Here is a 17347-nt window from a genome sequence, read left to right on the forward strand (position 1 = left end):
TTTCAGTCCGGAGTGGAGCGCGTACGCCGCGACAGCCTACACACAGTTTGCCGCCATAGAACGTGGGCGATGCGATCGCGCGTGTGGCGACGCGGGAGTGTGAAGCGGGTGAGGCGCTCGATAAGAGCGTTGGCAACGGGCAGTGAAAGGCAGGTTGCCGTTTGAAGCGGAGGACCCGTTGGGGGCCCTCAGGCAGGAACAAGAACGGGCGGTGTTCAGCGGCTTTCTTTTGCCTACTTTTCTTTGCCGCGGCAAAGAAAAGTAGGTGCCGCCCCGCACAGGGGCAACGCGTGAAGCAGGCAAAACAAAACGCGGATGCCAGCGACAACACAAGCAAACCAAACCAGCGTCGCAAGACAACCCTTACTTCGCCTCCTCGTCCTGCTCCTTAAAAACCTTATCAGCCAGATGAAAAGCCGAGTTAGCCGCAGGCACACCACAGTAAATAGCAGTTTGCAAAAGCACCTCTTTAACCTGCTCGCGCGTAACCCCATTATTCCGCGCGGCGCGCAAATGCAACGCCAGCTCCTCGCTGCGATTAAGCGCCACCATCATCGCGATGGTCAAAAGGCTGCGCGTATGCCGCGGCAACCCTTCTCGAGTCCAGATCTCACCCCACGCATATCGCGTGATGAAGTTCTGAAACTCTTCCGTCACTTCCGTACGGTTCGCCAGCGACCGGTCCACGTGCGCATCGCCCAGCACCGCGCGGCGCACGCCCATTCCTGCTTCGTATCGTTGATCGTCGTTCATCGCTGCCCCTTCAGGAAATCGAGCACGGTCTTCGTAAAGGTATCGGCTACCTCGATGTTCGAGATATGCGACGCGTCCAGTTCCACATACCGCGCACCCGGAATCGCCGCCGCCAGTTCGCGGCCCTGCGCCGGCGTCGCAGCCAGATCGTGCGTGCCGGAAATCACCAGCGCAGGCGCCTTGATGCCAGGCGCTTCCGGACGCAGATCAGTCGCGTTGATCGCTTCGCAATTCAGCGCGTAGCCTTCCTTGTCGGTATGCACGAAGACATCGCGCACATAGTTGAATACGAGCGGTTCGCGCGCGATGAACTCTGCCGTGAACCAGCGCGGCAACACCGCTTCCGACAACGCGAGCATCCCTTCCGCGCGCGCGCGCGCCGCACGCGGCACCCACACTTCCGGCGAGCCAATGCGCGCCGCCGTATTGCACAACACGACATGATCGATGCGATCCGCGTGACGCGCAGCAAGGCCCACGCCCGTCAGGCCGCCCATCGAAATGCCGCAGAAATTCGCGCGCGCGATCTTTAGCGAGTCGAGCAGGCCGATCACATCGCCCGTCAGTTGCTCGATCGAATACGGTCCCTTCGGCGCTTCCGAATGACCGTGTCCGCGCGTGTCGTAACGCAGCACGCGGAAGTGCTTCGCGAATTCCGCGACCTGCGGCGTCCACATCGACAGGTCCGTGCCGAGCGAATTCGACAGCACGAGCCACGGCGCGTTGCCATGACGGTCGCCGTCGATCCGATAGTGAAGCTCGATGCCATTGACTGCAGCGTAAGGCATTCCTTTACTCCTGATGTTGGTTCACGCGTTCTTGTTGCGCGCGGTGTGAAGGGCCAGCACGGCGTCCACGAAAGCGTGCGCGCTGCCGACGTAATGCGCCGGATCGAGCAGCTTGCGCAGTTGCTCGACAGGCAGATGTTGGGTGACGGATGCATCGGCGGCGAGCACGTCGAACAGCGTCTTGCCGCTTTTAACCGCTTCCTTCGATGCATGCTCGACAAGATGATGCGCATCCATCCGGCCGATTTTGTCGCCGAGCGCGAGCATCACCGATTCGCCCAGAATCAGCCCATGCGTCACCTCGAGATTCGCCGCGAGACGCTCGACGTTCACTTCGAGTCCCTGCGCGATCTGTTCGATGTTCGCCAGCGCGCCGCCTGCGAGTCGCGCAAGATCCGGCAGCGCGTCCCATTCGGCCTGCCAGCCGCCGAGCGCGCGTTCGTGCTCCTGCACCATGCCCGCGAACACCGTCGCGACGAGGCCGGGCGCACGTGCCGCCGCCGTCAGCACAGCCGCGCAGCCGACGGGATTGCGCTTGTGCGGCATCGTCGATGAACCGCCTTTGCCGGCGGCAACCGGTTCGCCGAGTTCGCCAAGTTCGGTCTGCATCTGCAGCGAGATATCGCGCGCGATCTTGCCGAGCGTGCCGATCAGCATGCCGAAGAACGACGCCGTTTCAGCGATGCGATCGCGCTGCGTGTGCCATGGCACAGCGGGCAATTGCAGTTTCAATTCCTTCGCCAGCGATGCGGCCACCACCTCGCCTTTGTCGCGCAAGCTCGCGAGCGTGCCCGCCGCGCCGCCGAATTGCAGCACGAGCACGCGCTCGCGCAACGTATCGAGCCGCTCGCGATGACGCAGCAGCGCATCGAGCCATTGCGCGAATTTCAAACCGAGCGTGATGGGCAGCGCCTGTTGCAGCCACGTGCGGCCGATCATCGGCGTCGCGCGATGCTGCTTCGCGAGCGCGGCAACCGCGTCGCAAGTGGACGACAACGCGCCGTCGAGCAGATCGAACGTATCGCGCAGTTGCAGCACGGTCGCGGTATCGATGATGTCCTGGCTCGTCGCGCCCCAATGGACGAATTTCGACGCTTCCGCGTCGGCGTCCTTGACGCGCGCGGTCAGTTGCTTGACGAGGGGAATCGCGAGATTGCCGCCGAGCGCGGCGTCGCGTGCGAGTGCGTCGGCGTCGAGTTTTTCTGCATGACAGGTCGCTTCGATCGCGGCCACTGCCGATTGCGGAATCACGCCATGGACGGCCGATGCGCGCGCCAGCGCCGCTTCGACGTCGAGCATCCGTTGCAGCGTCGCGCGCGGCGACCAGATGTCGTTCATCGGCTGCGTGCCGCAGATCAGGCCAGTCAAGCGTGCGCTAGCTTCTAGCATGATGATGAGTGCGTTGGGATGAATGCGCGTTGGGTCGCGCCTGGAAGCGCGCGGCGTTCGGTTTCATTGTCGCCGAACGCCGCGCCGAGGTCACGCGCGCAATTGCGCGCGCGTCGGCTGTCAGATGCCGGGGCCGTGCAGCCGTTAAGCTGCGCGAGCCTGCTGCGTGCCGTCGATCAGCGCGACGCCCGTCAGCTTTTCCAGTTCGGCGAAGTCGATATCCGAAAAGATTTCGCGCACGACGAGGCCATCCTTCGTCACGTCGATCATCGCGAGGTCCGTGTAGATGCGGTCCACGCAGCCGACGCCCGTCACCGGGTACGAGCAGTCGGCGACGATCTTGCTTTCGCCCTGCTTCGTCAGATGTTCCATCATCACGAACACCTGCTTCGCGCCGATGGCCAGATCCATCGCGCCGCCAACGGCCGGAATCGCGTCCGGCGCGCCCGTGTGCCAGTTCGCCAGATCGCCCTTCGACGACACCTGGAATGCGCCGAGCACGCAGTAGTCGAGGTGGCCGCCGCGCATCATCGCGAACGAATCCGAATGGTGGAAGTACGCGCCGCCTGTCAGCAGCGTGACGTGCTGCTTGCCGGCGTTGATCAGTTCGTCGTCTTCCTCGCCTTTGGCGGGCGCCGGGCCCATGCCGAGCAGGCCGTTTTCGCTGTGCAGGAAGATTTCCTTGTTCGCGTCGAGGTGATTCGCCACCAGCGTCGGCACGCCGATGCCGAGGTTCACGTAAGCGCCTTCAGGAATGTCCTGCGCGACGCGCTTCGCCATTTCATCGCGGGTCAGTCGTTTCATGTCAGGCCTCCTTCAGGCAGCTTGTTCGGGGCGTTGCGCGGCGTGGGCCGCCTGCGGCACTTCGACGATGCGCTGCACGAAGATACCCGGCGTCACGATCACTTCGGGGTCGAGCGCGCCGAGCGGCACGACTTCCGACACCTGCACGATCGCCGTCTTTGCCGCGCTCGCCATGATCGGGCCGAAGTTACGCGCCGTCTTGCGATACACCAGATTGCCCCAGCGGTCGCCCTTGTACGCCTTGATCAGCGCAAAGTCGGCGTGCAGCGGCGATTCCAGCACATAGTGCTTGCCGTCGATCTCGCGCGTTTCCTTGCCTTCGGCCAGCTTGGTGCCATAACCCGTCGGCGTGAAGAAGCCGCCGATGCCCGCGCCCGCCGCGCGGATGCGCTCGGCCAGATTGCCCTGCGGCACGAGTTCCAGTTCGATTTCACCGGCGCGATAGAGCGCGTCGAACACGTATGAATCCGTCTGACGCGGGAACGAGCAGATGATCTTGCGCACGCGCTTCGCATTGAGCAGCGCCGCGAGGCCGGTGTCGCCGTTACCGGCGTTGTTGTTGACGATGGTGAGTTCTTTGGCGCCCTGCTCGATGAGCGCGTCGATCAGTTCGGACGGCATGCCCGCCGTGCCGAAGCCGCCGATCATGACGGTCGCGCCGTCATGCACGTCGGCGACTGCCGACTGGAGTGACTCGAAAATCTTGTTGATCATGTCGAATATCCTCTGGAACGCGTCGTTTCCGCGCCGCACGATCCGCCGTTTGATCGACGGATGCACGCCGGACGGTCTCCACGTCCGCTTTCGTCCTTCATAGCCCTGCTGACGACGGCATGCAGACCTGCTGCAGGCCGCATGTGTTTGGCTCGCCCTTCAATCTATACCGCCCATCGAACTTGTGAAAAGTTCTATATGCGAACACAGTTTCGTTTAGCGAACGTACCGGCGCATTATGGTTTGCGTGCGCGTCTCTTGTCAAGGCAAGGGTTTCGTGGTTTGCCCTACGCTGCACGGCGGCATGATCAGTCGCGAAACGGCAGCCCGACGTAATTCTCTGCCAGCATCCGCGACGCCGCATCGGAATGCGCCACGTAGCGCAGCTCGGACATTTTCAGCCGGTTGATGAAAGGCGTGTCGTCGAACGATGGATGCAGCATGTTCGTCATGAAATACGAGAAGTGCTCGGCGCGCCAGACGCGTTCGAGGCAGGTTGCCGAATAGGCGCGGAGGAGATCGTCGCGGCCTTCGTGATAACGCGCGGCCAGCGCCTTCGACAGCACGCGCACATCGGCGACGGCCAGATTCATCCCTTTGGCGCCCGTCGGCGGCACGATGTGCGCGGCGTCGCCGGCAAGAAACAGGCGGCCGTATTGCATCGGCTCGCAAACGAAGCTGCGCATCGGCGTGACGCCCTTCTGCGTGATTTCGCCGATCGCAGGCAACCAGCCTTCGTCGTTCCCGAAGCGTGTGTGAAGCTCGCTCCAGATGCGCTCGTCGGACCATTGCGCGAGGTCTTCGTCGGGTCGGCATTGCAGATAGAGACGCGTCACTTCCGGCGAACGCATGCTGAAGAGCGCGAATCCGCGCTCGTGATGCGCATAAACCAGCTCGTCGCAGGTCGGCGCAGCATCGGCGAGAATGCCGAGCCACGCGTACGGATAGACGCGTTCGAAGGTTTGCAGTGCGTCGGCGGGAATCGAATCGCGCGCGATGCCGTGAAAGCCGTCGCAGCCCGCCACGTAATCGCAATCGATACGCTGCACTGCATCATCGTGCGTGAATTGAACCCAAGGCGTGTCCGTCGACAGATCGTGCAGCGAGACATCCGACGCATTGAAATACGGAGGCTGCGCATGCTCGACGGCGGCGGCGATCATGTCGCACACCACCTCATGCTGGCCGTAGACGGTGATCGCGCGCCCACCCGTCAGCGTCGTCAGATCGATTCGATGTCGCTTGCGCTCGAACAAAAGCTCGATGCCGTGATGTACCAGCCCTTCGCGCTGCATCCGGGCGCCGAGGCCGGCTTCATTGAGCGTATCGACGGTGCCCTGTTCGAGCACGCCCGCGCGTATGCGCTGCTCGCAATACTCGCGCGACCGGCTTTCCAGCACGACCGATTCAACACCTGCTATCCGTAGCAAATGCGACAGCAGCAAACCGGCGGGGCCAGCGCCAACAATGGCAACCTGAGTGCGCATCGTTTGTCTCCGAAGTTCTTGTTCGGCTTATCAAACCATTCTCGGCGCTTTCCCGAATATGCGACAACGCGATTTTTAGGATAGGTTGTATACGTTTTTTCGATACTACGCGGCGTGATGACACCACCGCCGCATGCTCCAGCAACCGCATGGCCGAACTCGATCTCAACCTGATTCCCTACCTCGTCGCGCTCGAAGACATGCGCAACGTCAGCCGCGCCGCCGAGCGTCTCGGCGTAAGCCAGCCGCGCGTGAGCACGGCGCTCGGCAAACTGCGCGAATACTTCGACGATCCGCTCTTCGTGCGTACGTCGCGCGGCATGGAACCGACGCCGCGCGCGCTCGCGCTGATTCCTGCCGCCCGCGAAGCGCTCGCGCGCATCGAGAAAGGCATGCTCGAATCGCAGGACTTCGATCCTGCGACGTCGACGCATACGTTCTCGCTCGCGCTGTCCGATGTCGGCGAAATCGTGTTCCTGCCGCGCCTGTTGCAACTCTTCGCCAAACGCGCCCCGCACGCGAACCTGCGCTCGGTGTCGCTGCCGCCCGCGCATGTCGAGCGCGGGCTGGAATCGGGCGATATCGACCTGGCCGTCGGCTACTTTCCCGATCTTTCCGGCAATAACTTCTTTCAGCAGCGTCTGTTCACGCACCGCTTCATCTGCCTGATGCGCAGCGATCATCCGCTTGCGGGCACGCCGCTCACGCTCGATCACTACATCAGTCTCGGGCATGCCGTCGTGCGTGCCGAAGGGCGCAGCCAGGAAGTGCTCGAGCAGTTTCTGGAAAAAAAGCGCATCCGCCGCCGCGCGGTGCTGGAGACGCCGCACTTCATGAGCCTGCCGTTCATCCTCGCGCGTACCGATCTGATCGCGACGGTGCCGCACGCGATCGGCTTCGCCTATGTGTCGGAACACGCGTCGATCACGCTGGTCGAACCGCCTTTGCCGCTGCCGCGCTTCGATTTGCGCCAGCACTGGCATCGCAAGTTCCATAATGATCCGCGCGCGAGCTGGCTGCGCAGCGTTGTCGCAGAACTGTTCAACGATGCGAAGGACGAATGGCCGAAGTAGCGGCGGCATAGGCCACCGGCAAGCGGCGCGGCGTATATCCCTGCTCGGCGTAGGGCTGCGAAACATGGAACAATGCGCCAACGTGCGATGCGCGTATTACTGGAACTGGAGCGAAGGATGAACACGAAGAAAACAACGCCCGCCGACGCACCCGGCCGGCCGTCCCGCGAGGAAGCCGAGGAAGCCGTGCGCACGCTGCTGCGCTGGGCCGGCGACAATCCCCAGCGCGAAGGGCTGATCGATACGCCGGCGCGCGTCGTGCGGGCGTATGAAGAATTTTTCGCGGGCTACAGCGTCGAGCCGCGTGACATCCTGGCCCGCACGTTCTCCGAAGTGGATGGCTACGACGAAATGATCGTGCTGAAGGACATCCGCTTCGAGAGCTATTGCGAGCATCACATGGTGCCGATCATCGGGCGCGCGCATGTGGCTTATCTGCCGGAGCATCGCGTGGTCGGCATTTCGAAGCTCGCGCGGCTCGTCGATGCGTTCGCCAAGCGTCTGCAGATTCAGGAAAAGATGACCGTGCAGATCGCCGATACGCTCAACGAAGTATTGCAGCCGAAGGGCGTCGGCGTGATTCTCGAAGCGTCGCATCAGTGCATGTCGACGCGCGGCGTGCACAAGGCGGGCGTCGAGATGGTGACGTCGCGGATGCTCGGCACGTTCCGCACGGATCCGTCCACCCGTCGTGAGTTTCTGTCGATCGTCCACAGCCCGACTTCGGTTAGCGTCGCGAATACGTAATCGGTTTGTTGAAAGCGGGTCTGTTTGCGACCCGCTGGCTTTGGCATCGCTCTCGCCTGTTCAACCTTAGTTATTCTGATTAACGTCAGAACAATCCTCAAAATCTGATGCTTTGAGCGCTTACCGCTGATACGCGCTCAATCAGGCGTTCGCCCCAATCCCCGCCGATCGTAACCGCCCAAACGTAGCGAGCAACACTGCGGCGAGCACGCACGCGACGCCGATCATCTGCGCATGGCTGATCGGCTCGTGCAGCAAGCCTGCCGCGAGCGCGAGCGTCGATACAGGCACGAGCGCCGTCACGAGCCCGGCCTCCGCGCCGCTGATGCGCGACGCGCCCGCGTACCACAGCACGAAGCCCAGCACAGTCGGCACGAGCGCGTAATAGACGACGCCTGCAAGCGCGCCGACAAGGTTGGCATCGAACGGGATGCGCCACGGCTGTTCGAAGCAGGCGGGCACGATGGCGACCACGAAGCCGATTCCGCTCATCAGCGCCGACAGCGGCAACGCCGCGACAGGCGTGCGCAGCTTGCGGTTGAGCAGAATAAAAAGCGCTTCGCAGACGATCGCCGCAAAGACCAGCGCATTACCCAGCAGCGAATGCGCACCACGCGGGGCGGAAACGTCTTCGATACGTACCGTGCAGGCCAGCACGCCCAACGTCGCGAGCGCAATAGCGCCGATCAACGTGCGCGACGGCCGCTCGCCGAGCGCAAGCGCAGCGAATCCCGCCGATACGGCAGGCAAGGTGCCCGCAATCACGCCCGCATCGGCCGCCGACGCGAGGCGCATGCCGCCGATCAGACAGACCGTATAGCCGACGCTCCCCGCCCCCGCCTGCGCGATCACGAGCAGCGTGTCGCGCGTATCGAGCTTCGGCCAGCGCATTGTCTGCACACGCATCATCGCGACGAAAACAGGAAACGCAATCGCAAAGCGCAGCGCCGTCGCCGAGAACGGCGGCAGGCCGCCCGCTATCGTCTTGCTGACGATGACGGTGGTGCCCACGCCGACCATCGCCAGCGCGCAGTAGACATAACCCGTGTAACGCGTGTTCATTCCGTCGCCTCCTGTCAAACGATGCACGGAGAGCGTACGGGCCACGCCGACGCGTGGTCTTGAACGTTATTGCAGCGCTGGCGCGCGGCGAGGAATCGCTCAGCGGACGGCTGCCGCGTAGCTTGCGGGCGTGATGCCCAGAAGGCGCACGAACGCGCGCGTCATGTGGCTTTGATCGGCAAAGCCCGCGGAAACTGCCGCGTCCGCGAGCGCTGTTCCACCGGCGATCAACTGCCGCGCCAGCAACACGCGGCGCTGCATCCGGTACGCGTGCGGCGGCAGACCCACTGCGTGCGAGAAACTGCGCAACAGCTGGAAGCGACTCATGCCGGCTTCGGCTGCCAGTTCGGCGAGCGTCGTTGCCGACGCGGGATCGTCATCGATGCGGCCTTTGGCGCGCGCGACAGAACCGATGGTTTCCAGCTTGCGCGCCGATGCCGTGACACAGTTCCGCCCCACATGCGAAAACATCGCCAGCAACGCTTCTTCGCAAGCGAGGTTGTCGTTTGCGTCGTGCACGGCAACCGCGAACAGGCGCGCGAAATACATCGACAGTTGTTGATCGTCGAGCACGGGGCGCGTCAACTCTACGTCCTGCGAACGCGGATGCCCGCATTCCGCGAGCGTGTCGATGACCAGCGAAGGTTCGAAGTACAGCATACGCCACGCGCGTCCGCGCTCGTCGAGCGGACTGCCGTCGTGTACTTCGCCTGGGTTGACCGTGATGACATCGCTTGCACGCGCTTCGACCGGGCCGCGCCCGCTCGCCGAGCGTTGCCCGCCCGCCACCACGACGCCGATACCGAATCGATCGTGCGAATGACGCGCAAACGAGTGCGTCGTATGCGCGACGGTCGCCTCGACGCCGACGATCGCACAACGCAGCATCTGGACGCGCCCACGCGGTTTCATCGTTGCACGCGCTCCCGCAGCCGATGCAACGACGCGCGCATCAGCGCCGCCCTTCGTCGTTGCGCCCGCGCTCACCTTCGCGGATCTTGCCTTGCGACACGCTGCTGCCCGGCGGCACGCTATGCGTGAGCCACACATTGCCGCCGATCACCGAGCCGCGTCCGATCGTCACGCGTCCAAGAATGGTCGCACCCGCGTAGATCACGACGTCGTCTTCGACGATCGGGTGACGCGCGTTGCCCTTCACGAGCGTGCCGTCGCCATCGGCGGCGAAGCTCTTTGCGCCGAGCGTGACGGCCTGATAGACGCGCACGCGCTCGCCGATGATCGCCGTTTCGCCGATCACGACGCCCGTGCCGTGATCGATGAAAAAGCTCGGGCCGATCTGCGCGCCGGGGTGAATATCGATGCCCGTCGCCGAATGCGCAATCTCGTTGATGAAGCGCGCGAGCAGCGGCACACCGAGCCGATGCAGCGCGTGCGCGAGCCGGTGATGCGTCATCGCCCACACGCCGGGATAGCACAGCAGGATTTCCGTAATGTGCTGCGCGGCAGGATCGCCGACATACGCCGCCTGGATATCGCTGACCAGCAACGCGCGGATGCCCGGCAACTGCTTGCCGAACTGACGCGCGACATCGAACGCGCGCGCGCTCAGATCGGCGTCCGACGTCTCCGCGTGCTCGGGCAGAAAGCGCAACGCGCGGCGAATCTGCTCGGCCAGCAAACGAAGCGTGCTTTCGAGCGTATGGCCAACGTAATAGTCGACGCTCTCGTCGGTGAGATCGGGCGCGCCATAGTGCGTCGGGAACAGCGCGGCGCGCAAGCCGGCAACGATGTTGATCACGCCGTCGCGCGACGGCAGTTCGCGAATGCCGCGCGGATGGCGCGTGCGATGCAGTTCTTCACGCGACGCGCGCAATTCGGCGACGATCTGTTCGAGGCCCCAGTTGTGGGAAGAGACGTTTGACATGGCGAGGACGGCAGCCGCGCGCGAAGCGCGGCGAAAGTGAATTGTCCCCAGAGATTACCGCGTTTCTGAACGCGCCGCCGGGCACGCTTGCGATTCGCATAAGGAACGGCTCATGCAGTGCGGGCCGCCGCATGCGCGGGAGTGCGTAGAAAATACCGCGTTACACGGTCATACTGCTTGCATCGATCCAGCGCACGGCCCAGTCGCGGGCATGCGCGATAGCAGCGGCTTCGTCGGTGAAGCGGAGGTCGGTGGGGAAGAAGCGGTTGGCGACGAGTTCGCCATCGCTGGAGCGCGATACCACGACATAAGGTTGCCAAGTTCCATCGCCCGCACGCGCTGGCGCGCAGTTCAGCAAGTAGCCACGATGTGTGAATGCAGCATCAACGTGCATGAGTCACCCGCCCCTGACTGCCTCATAGATGGTCCTTTTGCGAGTGCGATGCCGTGTGCCGGAAGAGTCTGCGACACTTGACGCCGTCAAGCTGTTGTGTGTTCGTTGCTGCACTCGAACCAGAATCATACTCTGTAGGAAAAGGGCGTCCACCAAAAAAATAAGTAAAAAAATGCGGGTTGCCCGAAGTGCCGTCGCGCGTGGTTCGCCAGGTGATCGTGCGCTCACGCGGAACGACTTTTGCTCACGTCCTATGCTTTGAAGGCACGAGTCAAGGAGGGCATCAAAATGAGCCTCAACACCCGGAAGATCCCTGCGACGCAATCAGGAAGCAGCGTTGCCCGCAGCGCCGAGATGCACAACGACCGCACGCACGACAGCACCGTGGACACCGACAGCAAGAATCACGAAGCCGCGCGCATTGCGGGCCATGCGCCCATCGGCCCCGATGAAATCACAACGACCAACGCATCGCTCGTCAACAGCGTGCCCGTCAACCCGTTCGCGGCGCTGGCGGGTTTCGACAGCCGCATCGGCGGAAACCATCTGCTGCTTGCGCTGGAGCCGGGCTATCGCCTGATCGATAAAGGCATGACGATGCCCGAGCCCGCCGAGCATTTCGATGACCGCTTTCACGAAACGCGAACGCTTGCCGGTGAGCGCATGCGCGGACGCATGCATTTCGCGCTCAATCATCAGCGGCCGATGCGTGTGATCGAACTCGAGCGCGTCGAGTAAGCGCTCATCTTTGTCTTTGTGGCGCGATGTGTCGTCATGCGGCACATCGCGCCATGCCGTTCTCACGCGAGGTGTCGTGTGCGCGATTCGAAACTGCTGGTTTCATGACTCCGTCGCATGGTCATCTTTTTCGCAATTGAAACGATCAGCACAATCGGCACAATTTCATTCACGGAGCAGCAGATGAGCAGAATCGTCGTGATCGGTGCCACGGGCACGCTCGGCCAGGCCGTCGCCACTGAACTGAAAGCGCGGCATGAAGTGATCGAAGTCGGCGCGACACGCGGCGCGCACCAGGTCGACAGCAAGGACCCGGCGAGTGTCGAACGGCTGTTTGAGACAATCGGCAAAGTGGATGGCGTCGTCACGACGACGGGCAAGGTCCACTTCGGCCCGCTGCCCGAGATGAGCGTCGAGCAGTTCTGGATCGGCCTGCGTGACAAGCTGATGGGACAGGTCAACGTCGTGCTGGCTGCACAGAAGTATGTGAACGACGGCGGATCGTTCACGCTGACAAGCGGCATTCTCGCCGACGAACCGATCAAGCTCGGCGCCAGCGCAACGACAGTGAACCTGGCACTCGAAGGTTTCGTGCGCGGCGCGGCGATCGAATTGCCGCGTCACATCCGCATCAATCTGGTGAGCCCGACGGTGCTGATGGAATCGATGGAAAGCTATGCGCCATTCTTCCGCGGCTTCGAGCCCGTCGATGCGAAGAAGGCGGCACAAGCGTATCTGCGCAGTGTCGAAGGCGCGCAGACGGGACGTGTGTATCGCGTCGGGTACTGAAACGTTCGATTGATGTCTGTTGGCGAGCGCACCTTGTCGTGCGCTCGTTTTTCATTGAGCGAACGGTAGCGGCTCAGTGAATCTCCGGTTCGCCCTTCCCCGCGCTCGCGCCATCGCGTTGCAGGAAGTCGAAGTCGCAACCCTTGTCGGCCTGCAGCACATGCACCTGATGCATCGCGCCGTAGCCGCGCGTGAAACGCGGTGCGGGCGCGACCCACCCGGCCTTGCGGCGCGCAAGCTCTTCATCCGACACCAGCACGTTCAGCTTGCGCTGCGGCACATCGAGTTCGATCATGTCGCCGTCGCGCACCAGCGCAAACGGCCCGCCGATGAACGACTCCGGCGCCACGTGCAGCACGCATGCGCCGTAGCTCGTGCCGCTCATGCGCGCATCGGAGATGCGCAGCATGTCGCGCACGCCCTGCTTCAGCAGCTTCTGCGGAATCGGCAACTGGCCCCATTCGGGCATGCCAGGCGCCCCGACAGGACCGGCATGCTGCAACACGATCACAGAGTCAGCCGTCACATCGAGTGCTTCGCTGTCGATGCGCGCGGCCATGTCGTTGTAGTCCTTGAACACCACCGCGCGGCCCGTGTGCACCAAAAGATGCGGCTCGGCGGCGCCCGGCTTGATGACGGCGCCATCGGGCGCGATATTGCCGCGCAGGACGGCCAGCCCGTTATCAGGCATCAACGGATTGCTGCGGCGGCGGATCACCTCGTCGTTGAAGATCTGCACGCCTTCGAGGTTCTCGCCGAGCGTCCTGCCATTCACGGTTTTCTGCGAGCGGTCGATCAGATCGCCCAGTTCCGCGAGCATCGCCTGCAGGCCGCCCGCGTAGTAAAAGTCTTCCATCAGATACGCGCCCGTCGGCCGGATGTTGGCCAGCACCGGCGTGCGACGCGAAATGCTGTCGTAACGGTCGAGTGTGAGCTGCATGCCGGCGCGGCGCGCGAGCGCGATCATGTGCACGATTGCATTGGTCGAGCCTGACAGCGCGAGACAGGTTGTCACTGCGTTATCGATCGATTTCTCGGTGAGGATGTCCGATGGCTTCAGGTCTTCCCACACCATGTCGACAATACGCATGCCCGTTTTTGCGGACATCTGCGCGTGACGCGAGTCTGGCGCCGGGATCGATGCGAAGCCCGGCAACGTGAAACCGAGTGCTTCGGCAGCGCTCGTCATCGTCGATGCCGTGCCCATCGTCATGCAGTGGCCCGGCGAGCGCGCAATGCCGCCTTCAACGCCCTGCCAGTCTTCTTCCGTGATCTTGCCCGCGCGCAGGTCGGCCCAGTATTTCCACGTGTCCGAACCGGAGCCGAGCGTCGCGCCGTTCCAGTTGCCGCGCAGCATCGGGCCGGCGGGCAGGAAAATTGTCGGCAGGTCCATCGAGATCGCGCCCATCAGCAGGGCAGGCGTGGTCTTGTCGCAACCGCCCATCAGCACGACGCCGTCGGCGGGATACGAGCGCAGCGTCTCTTCCGCTTCCATCGCGAGGAAGTTGCGGTAGAGCATCGTCGTGGGCTTCTGGAACGGCTCCGACAAGGTCTGCACCGGCAATTCGATCGGAAAGCCGCCCGCCTGCCAGATACCGCGCTTGACCTCTTCCACACGCTGCCTGAAATGCGTGTGGCACGGGTTCATCTCGCTCCACGTATTGAGGATCGCGATGACAGGTTTGCCCGCGTACTCTTCGCGGCTGTAACCCATCTGCGCAGTACGCGAGCGATGGCCGAACGACCGCAGATCGTTCACGCCATACCAGCGATGGCTGCGCAGTTCTTCGGGGGACTTCCGTTTCTTCGTCTGATCGTTCGACACTTCGACTCCTACCGGCGCTGCTCCTTCACGCGAGACACGATCTGTGTCGGGCTCACGAACTGCAGCGCAATCAATACCCAGATCAGCGTGATCGCCATGTAGATCATCGCCATCGCGTCGATCGACTGCGGCGCACGCACGCCCGTTGAAAATACAGCGTAGTACAACGCGACGACCAGCGTCTGCGTCGCCGGCCCCGCCGTGAAGAACGTTAGCTCGAACATGCCGATCGTGCGTACCAGCACGAGCAGACCCGCAGCGAGCATGCCCGGCACCAGCAAGGGCAGCAGAATATAGCGGAAATAGCGGAACGTATTCGCGCCGAAGATACGCGCCGCCGACTCCAGATTCGGATCGATCTGCTCGATGAACGGCGTCATCACGAGAATCACGAATGGCAGCGCGGGCACGAGGTTCGCGAGAATCACACCGCTCAAGGTTCCAGCGAGACCGATCTTGTACATCACGGTCGCCATCGGAATACCGTACGTGACGGGCGGCACCATCAACGGCAGCAGGAACACGAGCATCGCGAAACGCTTGCCGCGAAACTGCACGCGGGCGAGCGCGTACGCGGCGGGAACGCCAAGCAGAATTGAAAGCAGGACCACTGCGCCCACCACTTCCACCGTCACCCACAGCACCGCCGCAAGCTGGAAGTCGCTCCAGGCCTGCGCGTACCAATGCAACGTGAAGCCCTGCGGCAGCAGGGTGCCGAACCAGCGCGTCGCGATCGAATTGACCGCCACCGTCGCGATCAGCAACACGATATTCAGCAGGAAGAAAATCATCGCGCCCCAGACGAGCGCCTTATAGATACGGTCACGCAAACTGACATGCGGTTTCATCGATTTCACCGACTGCCCTTGCGGCGCAGCGGGCCACGGATGCGCGACCTGATGATCGGTAGCCATCAGCCTTTACCTCCTGTCGCCGGTCCAGTGTAGAAGAAGCGGCGCGCGCCGAGCATCGCGGCGACGATCACCAGTTGCACGAAACCCATCACGATTGCGATCGCCGAAGCCAGTGAGTAATCGTAGTTCTCGAATGCTGCTTCGGCAGCGGCAATCGACATCACGCGCGTCGGCCCCGCGGGCGCACCGAGCAGCACGGCCGATGGAAACACCGAAAACGCCTGCACGAACGACAGACACGCGGCCATCGTGAGACCCGGCACCAGCAGCGGCAGATAGATTTGCCGGAACTGCTGCCACGGGCTCGCGCCAAGCGTCGCCGCCGCGCTCGCGAGCGTCGGATCGATGCCCGTCACGTACGACAGCGTCAGCAGAAACGCGAACGGAAACCCGGACACGACCAGCGAAATCAACACGCCCCAGAAGTTATGCGTGAGCCGCACTTCATCCGTATAGAGATGCAGCCCTTGCAACGTTTGCGGAAACCAGCCATTCGGACCGAAGTACGTCAACATGCCGTCGGCGATCAGCACGGTGCCGAGCGTGACGGGAATCACGAGCAGCGTGGTGACGAACTTCTGATACGGCGACGGACGGCGAAGCGCAAACGCGACAGGCACCGACACGCCGACGTTGATCAACGTTGCCGGCACGGCGAGCTTCAGCGTGACGATGATGGTCGGCCACATCGACGTGTCGCTGAAGAACTTCGCGTAGTTCGCCCACATGCCGCCGCCTTCCATTGGACTGAAGGACAACGCGAGACCATAGACAAACGGATAGACGAATAGCGCGAGGATGAACAGCAACGCGGGCGACACGAGCCACGCCTTGCCGTCGCGCGGCGCGGCGGGTCTCGCCGCGGGCGTGAGCGTGCTCATGACGGCTCTCCGTCGTAGACCAGCGTGCGTGACGGCGGCACGCGCAACGTGACGCGCTCGCCTTCGGCAAACTCACCCGCGACGCGCGCCCACAATTCGCCGAACGCGCTCTTCACACGAATCAGCGAATCGCGGCCACCGTATTCGACCGTGGTGACCTGAGCGTCGAATGCATTCTCCGAGCCGGGCGCGGCACGCTCCATATCTTCGGGACGAAGAGCGACGGAAACACGCTTGCTGTTGAAGCCGTCCATCGCCATACCGATCAGACGCACGCCGTTCGCCTCGACTGCGACACCTTCGCCCTGCGTGCCTTCGAGCGTGAACGGCAGCACGTTGCGATAACCCATGAACCGCGCGACATGCAGATTCTTCGGACGCCCATAGACTTCCTTCGGCGTCGCGACCTGTTGCACGACGCCCTCTTTCATTACGACGATGCGGTCGGCCATCGACAGCGCTTCGTCCTGGTCGTGCGTCACGTATATGGTCGCGCGATCCAGCTGGGTGTGAATGCGGCGAATCTCGGCGCGCATTTCGATGCGCAGCTTGGTATCGAGATTCGAGAGCGGCTCGTCCATCAGAATGAGCGGCGGTTCGATGACGATTGCGCGCGCAATCGCGACGCGCTGCTGCTGGCCGCCCGACAACTGGCCCGGCAGCTTCTTCTCATGACCGACCAGTTGCACGAGTTGCAGCGCATCGCGCGCGCGCTTCACCGTTTCCGCCTTTGAGGTGCCGCGCATCTTCAGGCCGAAACCAACGTTATCGAGCACCGACATATGCGGAAACAGCGCGTAGTTCTGAAACACCATGCCGAAGCCGCGCTTTTCGGGCGGCAGCACGTCGATGCGTTTTTCGTCGAGCCAGATGCCGCCGCCCGACAGCGGCTGCAAACCCGCGATGCAGTTCAGCGCCGTCGATTTGCCGCAGCCCGAAGGCCCGAGCAGCGCGATGAATTCGCCGCGGCGGATATTCAGATCGAGCCCCTGCAACGCCGCCACTGATTGCCCTTCGGTATTCACGAAACTGCGGCTGACCGACTCGAGGCGCAACTGTTCAAATTGATGCTTCATGATCGCTTCCCTACGATGTTGCAAGGCC

The 17347-nt window shown here is 62.9% G+C and carries 18 protein-coding genes; 4 read left to right on the top strand and 14 right to left on the bottom strand.

Going from position 1 to position 17347, the window contains the following annotated elements; all coding sequences use genetic code 11:
* Window positions 1-363: 363 nt before the first annotated feature.
* From pcaC to G3O01_RS37090, 6 genes are all read right to left on the bottom strand, one after another.
* Window positions 364-753: a 4-carboxymuconolactone decarboxylase gene (gene pcaC / locus G3O01_RS37065; protein WP_205811977.1), complete on the bottom strand. Its 390-nt coding sequence runs from the start codon at window positions 751-753 to the stop codon at window positions 364-366.
* The gene (pcaD, locus tag G3O01_RS37070; RefSeq protein WP_205811978.1) at window positions 750-1541 is read right to left on the bottom strand and encodes a 3-oxoadipate enol-lactonase; all 792 of its coding nucleotides are present in this window, start codon (window positions 1539-1541) and stop codon (window positions 750-752) included. The genes pcaC and pcaD overlap by 4 nt, the downstream gene beginning before the upstream one ends.
* Before the next feature lie 21 nt (window positions 1542-1562).
* On the bottom strand, window positions 1563-2930 hold the full coding sequence (locus tag G3O01_RS37075) for a 3-carboxy-cis,cis-muconate cycloisomerase (RefSeq protein ID WP_205811979.1): 1368 nt from the start codon (window positions 2928-2930) through the stop codon (window positions 1563-1565).
* Between the two features lie 144 nt (window positions 2931-3074).
* Window positions 3075-3734, bottom strand: coding sequence for a 3-oxoacid CoA-transferase subunit B (locus G3O01_RS37080; RefSeq protein WP_205811980.1), 660 nt, complete (start codon window positions 3732-3734; stop codon window positions 3075-3077).
* A 12-nt stretch (window positions 3735-3746) separates the two neighbouring features.
* Entirely contained in the window at window positions 3747-4448 is a 702-nt protein-coding gene (locus tag G3O01_RS37085) for a 3-oxoacid CoA-transferase subunit A (RefSeq protein ID WP_205811981.1), read from the bottom strand.
* Between the two features lie 308 nt (window positions 4449-4756).
* Window positions 4757-5935 carry a 4-hydroxybenzoate 3-monooxygenase gene (locus tag G3O01_RS37090; protein ID WP_205811982.1) on the bottom strand — a complete coding sequence of 393 codons (1179 nt, stop codon included), beginning with the start codon at window positions 5933-5935 and terminating at the stop codon, window positions 4757-4759.
* Between the two features lie 149 nt (window positions 5936-6084).
* On the opposite strand from G3O01_RS37090, the gene G3O01_RS37095 reads away from it, so the two are divergent.
* Both G3O01_RS37095 and folE read left to right on the top strand, forming a co-directional pair.
* Window positions 6085-7008, top strand: a complete 924-nt coding sequence (locus tag G3O01_RS37095) for a LysR family transcriptional regulator (protein ID WP_205811983.1) — start codon at window positions 6085-6087, stop codon at window positions 7006-7008.
* Window positions 7009-7080: 72 nt separating this feature from the next.
* On the top strand, window positions 7081-7755 hold the full coding sequence (gene folE / locus G3O01_RS37100; protein ID WP_205811984.1) for a GTP cyclohydrolase I FolE: 675 nt from the start codon (window positions 7081-7083) through the stop codon (window positions 7753-7755).
* A gap of 141 nt (window positions 7756-7896) precedes the next feature.
* On the opposite strand, the gene G3O01_RS37105 is transcribed toward folE, so the two are convergent.
* From G3O01_RS37105 to G3O01_RS37120, 4 genes are all read right to left on the bottom strand, one after another.
* Window positions 7897-8817 carry a DMT family transporter gene (locus tag G3O01_RS37105; RefSeq protein WP_205811985.1) on the bottom strand — a complete coding sequence of 307 codons (921 nt, stop codon included), beginning with the start codon at window positions 8815-8817 and terminating at the stop codon, window positions 7897-7899.
* Window positions 8818-8916: 99 nt separating this feature from the next.
* Window positions 8917-9729, bottom strand: a complete 813-nt coding sequence (locus G3O01_RS37110) for an AraC family transcriptional regulator (protein WP_205811986.1) — start codon at window positions 9727-9729, stop codon at window positions 8917-8919.
* Window positions 9730-9769: 40 nt separating this feature from the next.
* Window positions 9770-10702, bottom strand: coding sequence for a serine O-acetyltransferase EpsC (gene epsC / locus G3O01_RS37115; RefSeq protein ID WP_205811987.1), 933 nt, complete (start codon window positions 10700-10702; stop codon window positions 9770-9772).
* A 160-nt stretch (window positions 10703-10862) separates the two neighbouring features.
* Window positions 10863-11096 (bottom strand): hypothetical protein, encoded by a 234-nt coding sequence (locus tag G3O01_RS37120; protein WP_007586604.1) that lies wholly within the window; start codon window positions 11094-11096, stop codon window positions 10863-10865.
* A gap of 288 nt (window positions 11097-11384) precedes the next feature.
* Between G3O01_RS37120 and G3O01_RS37125 the strand changes: the two genes are divergently transcribed.
* On the top strand, window positions 11385-11834 hold the full coding sequence (locus tag G3O01_RS37125) for a DUF3005 domain-containing protein (protein WP_205811988.1): 450 nt from the start codon (window positions 11385-11387) through the stop codon (window positions 11832-11834).
* A gap of 183 nt (window positions 11835-12017) precedes the next feature.
* Window positions 12018-12623, top strand: a complete 606-nt coding sequence (locus G3O01_RS37130) for a short chain dehydrogenase (protein WP_205811989.1) — start codon at window positions 12018-12020, stop codon at window positions 12621-12623.
* A gap of 73 nt (window positions 12624-12696) precedes the next feature.
* Here the strand turns inward: G3O01_RS37130 and araD are convergent, their stop codons facing one another.
* The 4 genes from araD to G3O01_RS37150 are packed head-to-tail and all read right to left on the bottom strand — an operon-like array spanning window position 12697 to window position 17319.
* Window positions 12697-14448 carry an L-arabinonate dehydratase gene (gene araD, locus G3O01_RS37135; protein ID WP_205811990.1) on the bottom strand — a complete coding sequence of 584 codons (1752 nt, stop codon included), beginning with the start codon at window positions 14446-14448 and terminating at the stop codon, window positions 12697-12699.
* 8 nt (window positions 14449-14456) lie between these two features.
* Window positions 14457-15362 (bottom strand): ABC transporter permease, encoded by a 906-nt coding sequence (locus tag G3O01_RS37140; protein ID WP_180731342.1) that lies wholly within the window; start codon window positions 15360-15362, stop codon window positions 14457-14459.
* On the bottom strand, window positions 15362-16243 hold the full coding sequence (locus G3O01_RS37145) for a sugar ABC transporter permease (protein WP_205811991.1): 882 nt from the start codon (window positions 16241-16243) through the stop codon (window positions 15362-15364). The genes G3O01_RS37140 and G3O01_RS37145 overlap by 1 nt, the downstream gene beginning before the upstream one ends.
* A complete protein-coding gene (locus tag G3O01_RS37150; protein WP_205811992.1) occupies window positions 16240-17319 on the bottom strand; it encodes an ABC transporter ATP-binding protein in 1080 nt (359 codons plus the stop codon). The genes G3O01_RS37145 and G3O01_RS37150 overlap by 4 nt, the downstream gene beginning before the upstream one ends.
* Window positions 17320-17347: the final 28 nt, after the last annotated feature.

It is taken from the genome of Burkholderia sp. Ac-20365, assembly GCF_017104715.1.
Taxonomy (GTDB): Bacteria; Pseudomonadota; Gammaproteobacteria; order Burkholderiales; family Burkholderiaceae; genus Paraburkholderia.

Bases quoted from the DNA above. Each gene is read 5' to 3' on its own strand.
- G3O01_RS37080 (WP_205811980.1), bottom strand. From the start codon at position 3,734: ATGAAACGACTGACCCGCGATGAAATGGCGAAGCGCGTCGCGCAGGAC.
- pcaC (WP_205811977.1), bottom strand. From the start codon at position 753: ATGAACGACGATCAACGATACGAAGCAGGAATGGGCGTGCGCCGCGCG.
- G3O01_RS37095 (WP_205811983.1), top strand. From the start codon at position 6,085: ATGGCCGAACTCGATCTCAACCTGATTCCCTACCTCGTCGCGCTCGAA.
- G3O01_RS37085 (WP_205811981.1), bottom strand. From the start codon at position 4,448: ATGATCAACAAGATTTTCGAGTCACTCCAGTCGGCAGTCGCCGACGTG.
- pcaD (WP_205811978.1), bottom strand. From the start codon at position 1,541: ATGCCTTACGCTGCAGTCAATGGCATCGAGCTTCACTATCGGATCGAC.
- G3O01_RS37110 (WP_205811986.1), bottom strand. From the start codon at position 9,729: ATGAAACCGCGTGGGCGCGTCCAGATGCTGCGTTGTGCGATCGTCGGC.
- G3O01_RS37140 (WP_180731342.1), bottom strand. From the start codon at position 15,362: ATGGCTACCGATCATCAGGTCGCGCATCCGTGGCCCGCTGCGCCGCAA.
- G3O01_RS37150 (WP_205811992.1), bottom strand. From the start codon at position 17,319: ATGAAGCATCAATTTGAACAGTTGCGCCTCGAGTCGGTCAGCCGCAGT.
- G3O01_RS37145 (WP_205811991.1), bottom strand. From the start codon at position 16,243: ATGAGCACGCTCACGCCCGCGGCGAGACCCGCCGCGCCGCGCGACGGC.
- epsC (WP_205811987.1), bottom strand. From the start codon at position 10,702: ATGTCAAACGTCTCTTCCCACAACTGGGGCCTCGAACAGATCGTCGCC.
- G3O01_RS37130 (WP_205811989.1), top strand. From the start codon at position 12,018: ATGAGCAGAATCGTCGTGATCGGTGCCACGGGCACGCTCGGCCAGGCC.
- folE (WP_205811984.1), top strand. From the start codon at position 7,081: ATGCGCCAACGTGCGATGCGCGTATTACTGGAACTGGAGCGAAGGATG.
- G3O01_RS37125 (WP_205811988.1), top strand. From the start codon at position 11,385: ATGAGCCTCAACACCCGGAAGATCCCTGCGACGCAATCAGGAAGCAGC.
- G3O01_RS37120 (WP_007586604.1), bottom strand. From the start codon at position 11,096: ATGCACGTTGATGCTGCATTCACACATCGTGGCTACTTGCTGAACTGC.
- G3O01_RS37105 (WP_205811985.1), bottom strand. From the start codon at position 8,817: ATGAACACGCGTTACACGGGTTATGTCTACTGCGCGCTGGCGATGGTC.
- G3O01_RS37090 (WP_205811982.1), bottom strand. From the start codon at position 5,935: ATGCGCACTCAGGTTGCCATTGTTGGCGCTGGCCCCGCCGGTTTGCTG.
- G3O01_RS37075 (WP_205811979.1), bottom strand. From the start codon at position 2,930: ATGCTAGAAGCTAGCGCACGCTTGACTGGCCTGATCTGCGGCACGCAG.